Annotated in this window: 14 protein-coding genes; all 14 read right to left on the bottom strand. The window is 55.5% G+C overall.

Going from position 1 to position 13,966, the window contains the following annotated elements; genetic code table 11:
* Nucleotides 1-661 precede the first annotated feature (661 nt).
* The 14 genes from ACI2KS_RS23045 to ACI2KS_RS22980 all read right to left on the bottom strand — a co-directional run bounded on the left by ACI2KS_RS23045 (nt 662) and on the right by ACI2KS_RS22980 (nt 13,909).
* Complete coding sequence (locus ACI2KS_RS23045; RefSeq protein WP_404623315.1) at nt 662-1,003, bottom strand: carboxymuconolactone decarboxylase family protein; 342 nt, start codon at nt 1,001-1,003, stop codon at nt 662-664.
* Between the two features lie 493 nt (nt 1,004-1,496).
* Nucleotides 1,497-2,411 carry an AraC family transcriptional regulator gene (locus ACI2KS_RS23040; RefSeq protein WP_404623314.1) on the bottom strand — a complete coding sequence of 305 codons (915 nt, stop codon included), beginning with the start codon at nt 2,409-2,411 and terminating at the stop codon, nt 1,497-1,499.
* 417 nt (nt 2,412-2,828) lie between these two features.
* Nucleotides 2,829-3,428 (bottom strand): reactive chlorine resistance membrane protein RclC, encoded by a 600-nt coding sequence (rclC, locus tag ACI2KS_RS23035; protein ID WP_404623313.1) that lies wholly within the window; start codon nt 3,426-3,428, stop codon nt 2,829-2,831.
* 489 nt (nt 3,429-3,917) lie between these two features.
* Entirely contained in the window at nt 3,918-4,370 is a 453-nt protein-coding gene (locus ACI2KS_RS23030; RefSeq protein ID WP_404623312.1) for a hypothetical protein, read from the bottom strand.
* A 68-nt stretch (nt 4,371-4,438) separates the two neighbouring features.
* Nucleotides 4,439-5,098: a hypothetical protein gene (locus tag ACI2KS_RS23025; protein WP_404623311.1), complete on the bottom strand. Its 660-nt coding sequence runs from the start codon at nt 5,096-5,098 to the stop codon at nt 4,439-4,441.
* A 159-nt stretch (nt 5,099-5,257) separates the two neighbouring features.
* A complete protein-coding gene (locus tag ACI2KS_RS23020) occupies nt 5,258-6,076 on the bottom strand; it encodes a sulfite exporter TauE/SafE family protein (RefSeq protein WP_404623310.1) in 819 nt (272 codons plus the stop codon).
* A 41-nt stretch (nt 6,077-6,117) separates the two neighbouring features.
* Nucleotides 6,118-7,002, bottom strand: coding sequence for an MBL fold metallo-hydrolase (locus ACI2KS_RS23015; RefSeq protein ID WP_404623309.1), 885 nt, complete (start codon nt 7,000-7,002; stop codon nt 6,118-6,120).
* A gap of 123 nt (nt 7,003-7,125) precedes the next feature.
* Nucleotides 7,126-7,575 (bottom strand): cyanase, encoded by a 450-nt coding sequence (gene cynS, locus ACI2KS_RS23010; protein ID WP_404623308.1) that lies wholly within the window; start codon nt 7,573-7,575, stop codon nt 7,126-7,128.
* 49 nt (nt 7,576-7,624) lie between these two features.
* A complete protein-coding gene (locus ACI2KS_RS23005) occupies nt 7,625-8,548 on the bottom strand; it encodes an ABC transporter ATP-binding protein (protein WP_404623307.1) in 924 nt (307 codons plus the stop codon).
* A complete protein-coding gene (gene ntrB, locus ACI2KS_RS23000) occupies nt 8,538-9,389 on the bottom strand; it encodes a nitrate ABC transporter permease (RefSeq protein WP_404623306.1) in 852 nt (283 codons plus the stop codon). Before ntrB ends, ACI2KS_RS23005 begins: the two co-directional genes overlap by 11 nt.
* Nucleotides 9,390-9,401: 12 nt before the next feature.
* Nucleotides 9,402-10,799, bottom strand: coding sequence for a CmpA/NrtA family ABC transporter substrate-binding protein (locus ACI2KS_RS22995; protein ID WP_404623305.1), 1,398 nt, complete (start codon nt 10,797-10,799; stop codon nt 9,402-9,404).
* A gap of 27 nt (nt 10,800-10,826) precedes the next feature.
* Nucleotides 10,827-12,158 (bottom strand): FAD-dependent oxidoreductase, encoded by a 1,332-nt coding sequence (locus tag ACI2KS_RS22990; protein WP_404623304.1) that lies wholly within the window; start codon nt 12,156-12,158, stop codon nt 10,827-10,829.
* The gene (locus tag ACI2KS_RS22985) at nt 12,155-13,300 is read right to left on the bottom strand and encodes an acyl-CoA dehydrogenase (RefSeq protein WP_404623303.1); all 1,146 of its coding nucleotides are present in this window, start codon (nt 13,298-13,300) and stop codon (nt 12,155-12,157) included. Before ACI2KS_RS22985 ends, ACI2KS_RS22990 begins: the two co-directional genes overlap by 4 nt.
* A gap of 60 nt (nt 13,301-13,360) precedes the next feature.
* Nucleotides 13,361-13,909 (bottom strand): OsmC family protein, encoded by a 549-nt coding sequence (locus ACI2KS_RS22980; RefSeq protein WP_404623302.1) that lies wholly within the window; start codon nt 13,907-13,909, stop codon nt 13,361-13,363.
* Between the last annotated feature and the right edge of the window lie 57 nt (nt 13,910-13,966).

Genomic DNA, 13,966 nt, shown 5'->3' with positions numbered 1-13,966 from the left:
CTATGACTGGTCTATAACGGGACGGCTTATCAAACTATTTTCGCCTGTAAATTTCAGGTAGCACGCTGCATGACTGCAATTGTAGTCGTTAGGTTAAGCTTATGTCTTACGCACGTGACCAATAATTGCTTGACCTATTGCCGCACAGATCCAAAGTTGTCTGAAAATGACATTTGATTTTTAGCCGCCCCGCGGCCGGTACTTGGATGCATGTCCATAACCGCCAGTAATCCTTCTGTCGATATTTGGACTCGCAGAATTGCGCGACGATTTTGATTCAAGCTGCCTCACACAACGATGACCTCGCGGCTCTCCAGATTGCATACCTAATAGGGCAACACGAACCCGCTGGCACCCTTCCCCCGCGAAGCTGGGGTTCCCTTTTTTCCGCTTGGTACCCACAACCAAAGTGACCCTCCTACTGATTTCCGAATGCACATTTAAGAAGTGCAAGCGTGATTTGTAGGCAAAGAAAAGCCCGCGACGGGATTAGCGGGCTTAGGAATCTTTCAGGAGCGGAAATCGATTCTATCCGCGCTCATTAGAAAAATATGTAAATCGTTCATTGGTTCATTGGCGAGCTGAGATACCTAAATTCATAGCTATTTTGGGTACAGAGAAGCTATTCAAGCCCCTCATAGCAGCCGGCAGGCTGGCATGCTCATCCTTTCAAAGAGTCGTATGCCTCCAAAGCATGAAGCGAGTATATGTACGCCGCACCGGCATTGAGGGAGATCGCTGTAGCCAACGCTGCCGCAACCTCTTCACGGGTGGCCCCTGCTGCGATCGCGGCAGCTGAGTGGCTGCTAATACAACCGTCGCAGTGGGTGGTGATCGCCACCGCCAACGAAATCAATTCACGGGTCTTGGCATCCAACACATTGTTTTCTGCTGCTGCCTCGCCAAGCGCCATATAGGCCTTAACCATTTTCGGATTGGACTTGGACAAAGCGCCGAATGATTTTTTGACTGTGGCAAGCAGATCTGGCCAATTGCTAAACATGATGGTGTCTCCTGAGTGTGGCAGCTGGATAGCGCCGGGAATAAGTTTATTTTCCACCTCGGGAGGCATTCGAACTTGTTCGTTCACCTCATATTTTTGTCTAAACGCCTCATATGAACTCAACAGATACCCTAATCATCCAGGAGGGGGTCTTATACTGACCTATGATGTCTGACTCTACTACGAGTGGTTCCTTGATAATGGTTGACCCATGCAAGGCCAGAGCCCTGTAGACATGGATCTTCGCGCTCAGTCGAGCAAGGCGAAACCTTCGGCTGTACAGCTGGTCATATCTTGGTACTCCGACGAAATCGCCACCAGGCGTCTGCGGAGCACTTCTAAATTAAACCTGCATAGTGCGCAGAAACATCAGCGTCTAATGACCCACCCCAATTCTTGGGATACGGCATGTGATCGTCGTATCAACTCGTCGTTGACCCAGTGCTGAAGCTAATGTGTGTCTGAAAAGGCATCGAGCAGTCAGATACGATCATCAGCTACCGGAATCGTTACTCCGCCGAAGCTGGCCAGGTGCGCTGCCATAAGTATCTTTGAAGACTTTGCTGAACGCCGCTTGGGACTGGTAACCCACCTGAATAGCGATGTCGCTTAGCCGGTTTTGGGTGCGAGTCACTAACCCATACGCCCTCTCCATGCGCACTTTTGTCAGCAGTGTCCAAGGCGAGCTGCCGCTAAGCTTGCTGAAAGCACGGATGAAAGTTGCACGTGACATATTGGCCAGGCCTGCCAATGCTTCGACATTCCAGTCATGGGCAGGATCATCAAGCATTGTCTGCCAGACAGGACCCAGACGCTTATCGGTAAGCAACGCGAGTGTGCCTTCGATTTGGGTAAAGTTTTGAAGGTGGGCGCGCAGCACCAGCGCGAACAACGCGGAGGACAGTGAATTGACGATGAACTGACCAGCCATTTGATTTAGGTCGGCTTCACCCCGTAGTAAGGCCACGAGCGAAGACAGTGGCGCAGTGTTGAGACAGACGCTGCCAGCAATGAGTAAATGATCGGGTAATGCAGCGAACAGCATTGAATCCTGCTGGTAGAGGAAATGTCCACAAAGCAAATCCAGTTCGGCCCCATCTCCGAAACGCTGGACCGGCACCAATCCACCAATGATTCGTTGCGGTGAGCTGGATGCGACACGAATGCCGTTGCTCAGCAAAACATGACTGCTGCCGCCGGGTAATACTAAAATATCACCTGCCGCTAGCGTAATACGTCGCCCATCCGGTAGCTCCATTCGACACTGACCGGCAAGAACGATATGGTAGGGCGCAACGCCGCTGGCTTCCTGCGCATGGTCAAGAGCCCAGTCGCCTTGGAATTGGCAACGCAAGTCCAGGCTGCCTCGAACGTTAGCGAGCGTGATGAGCGTATCGATGGCAGTCATGTTTTTGGGTTCAAAAATGTGGCGGTCCGCAATGGTTATGGAGGTCCGTACAATGACACCCTCCTACCTAATCAACCCTCAAGGTCATGTCAGACAAATTGAGTGCCGCTCCTCGCCCGAAGGCATCAGTAGCAATCCAAACTCATTCTCAGACATCAGGTTCGAGCACGAGTATAGAGTCGAATAGCGTGGAGCTTTCGAATTCGACATGCGTTGGATTAGGTATTAATTCCCTGCCATGTTGACCGTCTCGCTCAGCTGCGCGCAGAGGCGGATCCGCGCGGTGATGGCCCTCAACGTCCGCTGCCGATCTAATCAGGCACTCTCTCAAGCAGCTTGAGTTATCCCTTACCTATTGGCTGTGCCAGGTATTCCGGTCCGGATGATGCTCCGCGTGTGAAATGTGGAGCTTCTCCTTCAGTCGCTCCCGTTACCGCGTGGAGCCGCTTCATGGCCAAGAATTCGCCGAGCAGAATCTGCAATCATAACCACACTGCCGGCAAGCATCAGTACATCTTTGAGTACGAGTCTGCCGCCGCCTGACAGGTAAGGGAAACCGAAGTCAGCATCGCCCAAACTGGCAACCCATGCTTCCGGTGTCGTGACCAAAAACGATAGCGTCACGAGGGGTGTCAGGAAGGCAAGTACGGAGCCAACCATGCCTAGTCGGCGAGAAAACGTATACGAAAGCACCAGCAAACCGATCAAAATTTCTACGGTGCCCAGTCCATCTGAAAAGCCGTAGGTATTGTTCGCCTGCTGCCACTCACGCTTTGCAGGATCCAACTGCCCTTCATGAGTCAGGTGTTCTTTGTATTCATGCGGATGCTCGTAGAAGAACGACATCACCGGACTGTTCGCCACAAATGGCGTAATGCTGTCAGCCTCGTAAGGAACGAATTTCAATGCGCCGATCCATATGAAAATGAGAGCGACGCACACTCTGATTAGATGGATACCAAGTTTGTCGAGTCGACTAGCTTTACGAAGCAGTGTGTTAAGCACGAAATTGATCATGGTTCAGGCCCGGAAGGATTCAGTGGGCCCATCGTAGAACCCCCCGGGAAACGAGTCGCGTTTGATCAGCTCATTTTTTTGCGTGATCGTCTCACCCTCGCCGCGTACGCATAAACCGCAACGATCTAACCGCAAGGCATAAAGGCCAAATAACCTTGTATATTGATCGCTTAAAATTAGGCAGTGGGCAATATTTAGTTCAGCGCAGGCCAAAACTCAAAGCCGTTTGTTCGTACTCAATACCTGCTCTTGCGATGCCACTGCCTGGCTTGTTCTATTTCTGTGGTTTGTGCGTCGGGAGCGTCGGATGCTTTGGTTTGGTCTCGGGGTTTACATGATGTCGACGATCATCCTTTCCGTCGTCACGCTTGGGTTTAGGACCTGGCTTGATGTGAGTGGACATACCTGTACTTCCTTTGTTGTTGGAAACCGACTCTGGATAAAGCATGCATTTTCAGCCCTAGGCGAAACACCTGCCAGCCTATTTCTTCATCTCTCGACAGGCTGCTGCGCCGCATGCACGTAAACAACTTGTTTATCCCGACCCACCAGCAGGCCAGAGATAATCAGGATTACGCCAAGGAAAAACCCAATGAACCCGAGTGCACCACTGACAAGCGCTCCGCCGATCGTGGCGCCAGCTGCCTCAGCCGCGGCATGCGCGCTGTTATGGTCCACCTTGGTTGCAACGTAACTGCCAGTGAAAATAATACCCGACAGCGGTAGCATGAATGCCATCAGACCTGAAATGAGTAGTAGTCGACGCCAAGCTTTTCCTGCTCTTGGTGCCGTCAGAGCGATCACCAAAGCTATGCCCCACGCGCCTAAAAACGCCCCTGTACTCCCTGTTCCGCCTGAAGAGGCTGCACCAGCGAGACCCACAACCGTGGCGGCAAGTACCGCGAGGATTAAGCCGCCAATCAACCCTGCTACAAATTTCATACGCTACTCCACGAAATATTATTAGGTCCTGAGGCACCAGCCATGTAGCAAGTTTTGCAGGTGAATAATTAGAATTTCTCCACAGGCTTTTTAACTTCACTTAAAACCTTGTTAGCTTCAAGCTTTGGAAGAGAAAAGCGAATCATCATGTTATTACTAGCACCGTCACTGACGAGCATCAATTCGGCGGCCCGAACATTGTTCGGTGCGGCGGCAAGTGCGCTGACGAAACTTTTATGCCCTGCTGTCGGAATGCTCTTCTCCATGAATGTGTACGTCAGGTTGCCAGAGTTCAACCCTACGGACTCGTAATTGGTCAACGCTGTAGCATAATCCGACTTATTGGAACTCTTGGCGCCGAGTTCAACAACGTCCAATTGAGATTTATTATCTGCCAAAGTTACGAGGGTAAAAGACTGAGCCAAAGCGCCAATTGCCTTGCCGTACAGGTTTTGGTCAAAGCTTGCCCGCAGAGAGACTGAAATCAATTTGTCTGCTGAGAAAACTAGGATCGCGGTAAAACTGTTATCTATGAATCTTACATCGTTCAAGCACAGTGCTTTAGCGCCAATGTCTTCAGTGCAATCATAGTAACCTTGAGCCGAGGAATAGCTGGTGATTGGCGAATCGTGCGCATACGTTTTAAAAAGCAAGTCATCAGCGCTTGCATAATGAGATGCCAGCGCTGTACAGAGCCCAGCAAAAAATAAACGGGGAATCTTGGGCACAATTTCTTCCTTGAAAATTTGAATGACATCATAAGGCTATCATCACTACTAAGCTGCCTACAAGCCGCAACTTCGGTTGAAGCAGGTGCCTGAGCCCAAGCGTGTCGAACGAAACGTGTCGCTGACGCCATTCAGCAACCCACCAATAGCCGTTCTGATTTACCGCAGCAGAGCATGACCTCCAAGCATCAGTGCCGCAACCATACCCACAACGGCAAACGCTTGCTGCAAACGAGGGCCTGCCAGACGATGGGCAATCTGTCGGGCACCGATCAGACCCATTACTGAGCCCGCGCCAAAAGTGATACCGGCTTGCCAATCGAGCGTTCCGGTCAACGCCGCAGTCGTCACACTGCCCATTGATACGATGGCGATGACGGCTAACGATGTGGCAGTGATACTTTTGATTTCCAGATTAGTGCAACGAGTCAATGCAGGCACGATGACGAACCCTCCGCCTACACCCAGTAGCCCTGAGAGCAACCCCGAAAACAATCCGGTAAAAGCCAGTGCCCTTGCGCAGGGCAACGTCCATCGCAAACGGCCCCTGGCCGCATTGAGCAAGCACGGCATGACCTCAGCGCGAGGCGCGATCTCCTCTCTGAGCAGATCCACGGAAGCTTTGCGCAATATGCGTACGCAGACGTAAAGCAGGACCAGGGAGAACCCAAGTGCAAGGGGCGGATTGGGCACGCGTTGCGCGATATACAACCCGAGGGGTGCCACGACGATTCCAGCCACTGCGACGAGTATTGCCGCCCGGTAGCGAACCACACCATCGCGCAACCCCAGCACTGCACCGACGCCCGCCGAAAGGCCTACTGCCAGCAATCCGACAGGAGCTGCCTGCGCCATGGACAGGTCAAGCCCGAACACCAGAACTGGTACGGCAAGAATTCCGCCACCGGCGCCAGTCAGGGCTAAAATGGCACCAATGAAACCGCCAAGCAGGATGCTCAGCGCACTGTGTTCAATCATTTGACTACCTGCTGATATGGCCTGACGCTGACGGGGCATCTTTAAAGGGCGTTGAGCGGGATTCTCAAATACCGTATGCCATTGCTCTCAGGCTCAGGCAGATGCCCGCTGCGCATGTTGACCTGCACTGACGGCAGGATAAGCACGGGCATATCAAGCTTTGCATCACGGGCTTCCCTCATGGCGACGAAGTCATCTTCAGTGACGCCGTTGCACAGGTGGATGTTGCCCTTTTGCTGTGCTTGGACAGTGGTCATAAACTGTATGGGGCGGCCGTTAGGCCGATAGTCGTGGCATAGGAAAATCTGGGTAGACGTCGGCAGTGCGAGGATTTTCTGCATCGAGCGATACAGGGTCCGGGCATTCCCACCCGGAAAATCACACCGCGCGGTGCCATAGTCCGGCATGAATAGCGTGTCGCCTACAAACGCCAATGTGTCTTCATCGACGCTGATAACGTAGGTCATGCAGGCCGGGGTATGTCCGGGCGTATGCATCGCCTCCGCCTTGAGCGTGCCAATTAAGAAGGTCTGACCATCCCCGAGCAACACATCGAACTGACTGCCGTCGCGTTTGAATTCACTCCCCTCATTGAACAACACACCAAACGCGGTCTGGACATCGGTGATACGGCTGCCGATAGCGATATTTCCACCCAACTTTTCTTTCAGGTAAGTGGCGGCAGAAATGTGATCGGCGTGAACATGAGTTTCGAGAATCCACTGCACTGACGCGCCCAGTTGCATTACTCGCGAAACCAGAGCATCAGCGGATCGAGTACTGGTATGGCCAGACTTTGGTTCAAAATCGAGAACGCTATCAATGATCGCGCACTGCTGCGTAGTACGGTCCATCAGCAAGTAGCTAAACGTTGAAGTGGCTTCATCCAGGAAGGATTCCAGCAAAATCTTGTCGCCAATAAGCATGTGTTAGCTCCTAAGGACTGCTCGCGTGTTCAAGCTCGCACTTGGATTGGCGGACTGCGCAGCGGTTGTACCGATGAGTCACCGGCCGTGCTGGCCGCACGACCGGCCTTCTGCTCAACGCTGTCAGTAGCTTTTGTACGGCAGAAATTTGCCTGACAGCACAACGTTGACGCGATCACCTTTCGGGTCCGGTTCGCGCTGAATATCCATCGAGAAATCGATGGCGCTCATGATGCCGTCGCCAAACTCCTCGTGGATCAATTCCTTGATCGTGGTGCCGTAGACATTGACCATTTCGTACCAGCGATAGATCAGTGGGTCGGTTGGCACTGCGGTCGGCAAAGAGCCCTTATAGGGAACTACCTGCAACCATGCCACTGCCTCATCCGACAGTTCGAACACCTTACCGAGCGTCTCGGCCTGCGCTTTATCGAACTTCATCTGCCCCAGGCAGCCGGCCGTTGTCCACTCCTTGGACAGGCCAATGGTCTCTGCAACGTCACACCACTTCAGGCCCTTGCGAACCTTGGCAGCGAGGATCAATTGGGTCACTTGGTCGCGATTGGAAATCATGGGGAACCTCTTTGATTGAGTTGTGCAGTTAAGGGGCTTAAACGGTGGCTCAGGCGACAATTCGCAGCTTCGAATCCGACGGTCCATCAGGCCCCGGAGGCGGACTATCGTCGGCCAGGCCCGGATATACGACCAGTGGATCGGCCAACGTGCTGGACTGCGCGTTGTGCTCCTGAATCGTTTTGGAGCGACGGACTAAAAAGTCCACCAAATGGTTACGGATACGATAGAACTGAGGGTCGTGGTGGATGGTTTCGCGTGAGCGATCACGCGGTAAGGTGTTGATTACGATCTCGGCGATACGGGCGTGAGGGCCATTGCTCATGAGCATGATCTTGTCGGCCAACAGAATGGCCTCGTCAACATCGTGGGTGATCATGTAAACCGTCTGCTGGGTAGCCGAACAGATGCTCAGCAGCTCATCCTGAATCACCCCGCGAGTCAGGGCATCGAGTGCGCCGAACGGCTCATCGAGCAGCAGCATCTGTGGCTCAACCGAGAACGCTCGGGCGATGCCGACCCTTTGCTTCATACCACCGGACAGTTCGCTGGGCTTTTTCTGCCCTGCCCCTTTGAGGCCGACCATCTCCAAGAAGCGTTTGCCATGTTCGGCGACCTGCGCCTTGGACCAATCGGGATGACGGGAGCGCACGGCGAACGCGATGTTTTGATCCACTGTCATCCAAGGCAGCAGCGCGTGGTTCTGAAACACCACGCCCCGGTCTAGGCTCGGCCCGGAAATTTCCTTGCCCCCCATCACCACGGTGCCACTGCTGGCCTCGTCGAGCCCAGCGAGGATGTTCAGGATGGTGCTTTTGCCGCAGCCGGAGTGGCCGATCACGCACACGAACTCGCCACGCTGAATTGAGAAACTGATGTCCTCGAATACGGGGGCAAGCTCCGGCCGATAGCGTTTGGTCAGCCCTTCGACCTTGACGAAGGCAGGTGTGCGGTTGGTGGTTTCATCCAGCATAAGTCACCTTCTTTTGCAGGGTGGCGAACAGCAGGTCCAGGAGCATGCCCATCACACCAATCATGAGGACGGCGAAGATCACGTTGGACAACGACAGGTTGTTCCACTCGTTCCAGACAAAATAGCCGATGCCCGTACCCCCGATGAGCATCTCGGCGGCGACGATGACCAGCCAGGCAATGCCCATGGAAATCCGCATGCCGGTGATGATCGTCGGCGCCGCAGCAGGCAACACCACCATGAACGCCTTCCTCAGCGGGCTGACTTCAAGGGTGCGGGCCACGTTGAGCCAGTCCTTGCGCACGGCTGCCACGCCGAATGCGGTGTTGATCAACATCGGCCAAACCGAGCAGATGAAGATCACGAAGATGGCCGAGATCGACGAGTCCTTGATGGTGTAAAGCGCGATGGGCATCCAGGCCAGCGGCGAGATCGGCTTGAGCACTTGTATGAACGGATCGAGCGCCCGATACAGCAGCGGCGACATACCGATGGCAAAGCCCAAAGGTATGGCGACCAGCAAGGCAATCAGGTAACCGATGGCCACCCTTCCGAGCGAGTACGCCAACTGAATACCAATGCCCTTCTCGTTCGGGCCGCGGTCATAAAACGGGTCACTAAGTTGCTTGAGCGCCAATGTCGAAAACTGCGCAGGCGTCGGAAAACCGCTGACCTTACGCTGCTCGCTGCTGAGGCTCTTGCCCATCAGCATCGCGTATTCCTCGTCCATCGCCACCTTCGCCGATTTAGCCGCCGGTAACGTTGCCATCTGCCACACCAGCAGCAAGGCTGCGAGCATCGCCAGTGACAGCAGAGCCGCCCTGAATCTTAGTGATTTCATCGAAAGCTCCTTCTATGCGCGCTTGATGGCAAAACCATCGAGATAGGCTTGGGGTTGAGTCGGGTCGAACGGACGGCCCATGACTGAAAACGCTTTGTAGCCCGATAGCGGTTCGGCGCTGGCCTCGCGCATATCCAGATCATGCATCTGACGACGAGCGTCGGTGAGCAGGAACACCTGCTCGGCGATACCGTTGAAATCCATGTCGCCCTTGATGTAGCCCCAGCGCTTGAGCTGCGTGAGCATCCAGGTCGCCATGGAGTACCAAGGCATTGGATCGAAGTCGGAGCGTCGGGGATCGTCCTGAACGACACCCAGACCATCGGCAAAACGCCCGGTGAGCCCTTGGCGAATGACGATTTCCGGCTGGTTCAGGTAGTTCGGTGTGGAGATGGTCTGCGCGATCATTGTTCGGTTGGCCGGGTCGCGGGCCATCGCCGCCGCATTGAGGATCGCCCGGTACAAGGCGGCAAAGGTGTTCGGATTTTCTTCGATAAACTTCTGCGAGGTGCCGAACGAACAGCATGGATGGCCGTCCCAGATCTCCTTCGAGAGGATGTGGATGAAGCCAATCTCGTCGTATACCGCTCGCTGGTTGAACGGATCTGGGCCAAGGAAACCATCGATGTTGCCGGCACGCAGGTTGGCGATCATCTCCGCAGGTGGGGTCACCCGGAGCTGCACGTCGCGATCAGGGTCCAGCCCGTGCTCTGCCAAGTAATAGCGCAACAGGAAGTTGTGCATCGAGAACTCGAACGGAATGGCGAATTTGAAGCCCTTCCAGTTGCGAGGATCGCGGTTGTCCTTGTGCTTAAGCGCAAGGGTGATGGCCTGACCGTTGGTGTTCTGAATGCTCGCAACGCGCATCGGTTGAGCGTTGGAGCCAAGACCGAGTGAGATGGTCAGCGGCATCGGTGCGAGGAAGTGCGAGGCGTCCAGTTCACCGTTGAGCATGTTGTCGCGAACCAGCGCCCAGCCTGCGGTTTTTTGCAGCGTGACATTCAGACCCTGCGCCTTATACAAGCCCAGCGGGTCAGCCATGATCAGCGGCGTGGCGCAGTTGATCGGGATAAAACCGATCTTCAGATTCTTCTTCTCCAGCGCGCCAGGCTTGTCTTCAGCCATGGCCTGCATCGCCTGGATCGGCAACAGGCTGTTGATGGCCGCCATGGCAGCGCCAACACCTACTGCTTTGAGAAAGCGTCGACGGGTGTTGTCGTCAGGAAACAACGCGCGTATCGCGGCAGTCTCGACGAAATCCCGGGACAGGGCCTCTGGGTCTTGCCCGCGTGCCAAGCGGGCGCTTTCGGCACCGGCATCATGCGCCTGCTGGCTGGCGTGCTGTCCGCAATTGCAGCCCGACAAGATTGAATCGGTGTTGTACGGGCGGTAAAAGTTGTCGTCGCTCATGCCCAGTGTCCTTGTGGAAAGTGAGGGTCAGGCCGCTGCCTGTCCAACTTGCAATGTGGAGGCCATCAGGCCGTCGAGGTCCTGCTCCATCCGAAGATGCCCCTCGCCCTGTTCGACGACGCGCCAGGTCCCGGCCGCTGACGGCAGCCCGCGCAGAACGATGGGTAATGAACGGGTTTTCAAACGAATGACCGGCTGCACATGGACGTAGCCATCGTGAGCTTTACCGAGCAGCGCATGGGCAATCACATTGGCCTGCAACGAGATCGGCTCGACGAATCGGCACGGCATGCCCGCCAGGCTGATGCAGTCGCCCAGGGCGTGAATGTCAGGGTCACTGGTCATCAACGTGGCTGGATCGACCTGAATGCCCCGATCGAATGCCAGGCCTGCGTTGCGGGCCAATCGGCCATCGGTAATCAGACCAGTCGCAGCGACGACTTGATCGAATTCCAATTGCCGGCCGCATTCGGTTGCCAAGGTCTTTACACCTCTGGAAACGCCCTTGATTCCTGCGACCTGCACGCTACCAACGAACCTGATGCCCAGACGCTGCTGACTACTCAGCAAAAGCTCTGCGGCAAGGTCAGGCAACAGGCCGCTCAGTGGCAGAGCATTGCGATCAATCAAGGTGACGCTGTGTCCAGCCCGGGCGAAATCCTCGGCCAGTTCACAGCCCACCATCCCGGCACCGACGATGGCGATACGTTGCGGGCCCTGGCTCAAACGATCTTGTAATCCTGACCATTCGTTAAGGTTGTTGACGCGCCAGCACAGGCCTGGCGGCAACGCGGCCGGCAGTGCCGGGCGAGCGCCTTGGGCTAATACGAGCTTGGTGTAATTGAGCGTGCCGCGAGTGGTGCGTAGCTGACGCAACGCTGGCGTAAGGCCGACCACCGAGGTTTCGGCATAAAGACGTACACCCAGTCGGGCAGCAGCGTCATGCGCGGTTTCACGCACCAGCGATTGCGCGGTTTGTCCGCGACTCACGGCCAGTGACAATTCCGGCTTGTGGTAGCGGTTGCCGTTGCAGGCGCTGACCAGAGTGATAGGCACTGAACCGTCCAGTTCACGAATGGCCTCAACCATCGCCCAGCCCGACAGACCTCCACCTACAACGACGATACCGGTGCCTCGATGGGCGCTCGGCACGTGGCTGACCGCTTCGACCTCACGTTTGATGAACAGCTCGAAATCGGTCTTGGTCACCCCGCAGAGCGGACATTCCCAATCATCCGGAATGTCTTCAAAACGTGTGCCGGGTGGCAGACCGCTGTCTGGATCACCCAGTTCTTCGTCGTAGATCAGCCCGCAGGCGCGGCAGATGAATTGCAACCAGGGTGTGGTCAGCGCGCTCATGCTGGCAGCTCCTCTTTCATCAACCGCGCCATTTCCCAGCGCAGGTGTTTGATGGCGGGCGTCACGATGGCAACGAAGTGCGCCTCGCGGATCCTGCGCTGTGGAGCGGCACTCATCCGGTAGCCACGAGCGCCCTGGTGCAGCAAGGCCGATTGCGAGGCCTTGAGGGCCAGTTCCGCTCCCTGTACCCGTGCATCGAGGACGTCGAGCAAGTAATCCTTACTGGTTTCGTAAGGGGTTCGGCACAGCTTCAGAACCCGTGTATTCAGATCGTCGAGTTCGAACTGCAACTCATCAGGACCGTTGTGCAGGAACTGATTGACGTGGCCAAGCGTCGACTCGACTTCACGTATCGAGTCAATGCTGCCTTGTGTGACGCCGGTGGCCATCCCCGACTGAAGCAGGATGAAAGCGCCACGAATGCGTTGAATAAAAGGTCGCGCAGGATCGGCAATCAAGTTGTCCTGCGCGACAAAAAAATCGACCAGGCGGATACCAAAGGTGCTGGTGCCTTCCATGCCGGAAAACTCCGGACAGGTCTTGAGTTCAACGCGCTCATCGATGTCGAGCATGAACATGATCTCGTGAGAGATCGAACCGTCATCTCTTTCCACACCCGCGATAGCGCCGCAGTATTGCCCACGGTTGATGTGACTCACCCAAGGCAACGCTCCATTGACCACATACCCTCCGGCAACTTTGCGCGCCCGAAGAATGAGCGTCTCAATACCTGCCAAGGCCTTCATTGGATTTGAGAGCGCTGTACCGCCGAACGTCAGGCCTTCGGCATGCGCCTCCAGACGGCGACGAAGCGCGGTGTTGTCCGACTGATCCATGTACAGGCCGCAGACGTCATGGCACCACATCAGGAAACCGGTCGAGCCGCAGCTGCGACTGGCCTCGTGCATGCTGCCGATGGCGACGTCGAAGCGATTGCCCTGCTGCTTCAGATGCGCCGCAAAAGCACCGGCCTGTCCGAGGGTTGCCATGATATCCAGCGGGTAATGACCTTCATCGATCCGATGTGCAGCCTGTGCCAGCGGCCCGGTCGAAATGCGACTGACTTCGCTGAGCACCTGGCTGTCATCGTTCCAGTCCGCGGTATGTCCCGCAGTGGCGTAAACAACAGCAGTATTGTTCATGGCAACCCCTCCCTCAGTGGTGTACGTCAGCTGTGGTGCGCTCGATTCATTAGCCGTCGATCAATCAGCCAGGCTGATGCTGAACGGAATCGGATTGCGCAGGGTGTTGGCCATCGGCGAGGCAAAGTTTGCAAGGCGGACGATTTCGTCGAGGGTTTCGCGGGACGCATCGCCTTCCACCAGCACTTTCACGCGGATGTCCTGGAAACCCATTTCCAGCGGCTGCTTTTCCGCACCACCGGCACCCCAGGCAGACGGGTTGCCGATGTCGCCTTCCAGGAATACTTCGAGCTTGCTGAGCTTGACGTTCATCCAGGTCGCAACAGCCGTGATACCCACTGCCAAGCAACCGCCCAGGCCCGACAGAATGATTTCGCCAGGCGCTGGCGCAGTGTTTTCGCCGAACAGGTGCAGCGGCTCATCCACGACTACCGGGGTGTGGTCGCCGACGTAACTGAGAGTGCGGAACATGCCCTGAGTGACCGTGTGGACCTTGTTGGTGCCACGCATCTGAGGGTTATTGCGGCCCTTCTCGGCGAATCCTTCCAGGCCTGCACGGTCGATCGGCTTCAGATAGGTGCTGATGGTTTGGGCGGTTGCAGTGGACATGTTTTATCTCCATTGGACGTGATCATCGAGCCTGCTGAAACGCAGTACCCTTTCGCC

Source organism: Pseudomonas sp. NPDC087358 (assembly GCF_044900785.1).
Classification (GTDB): Bacteria; Pseudomonadota; Gammaproteobacteria; order Pseudomonadales; family Pseudomonadaceae; genus Aquipseudomonas.
Note: the sequence above shows the minus strand (reverse complement) of the source record. Positions and strands in the feature narration are given on the sequence as shown.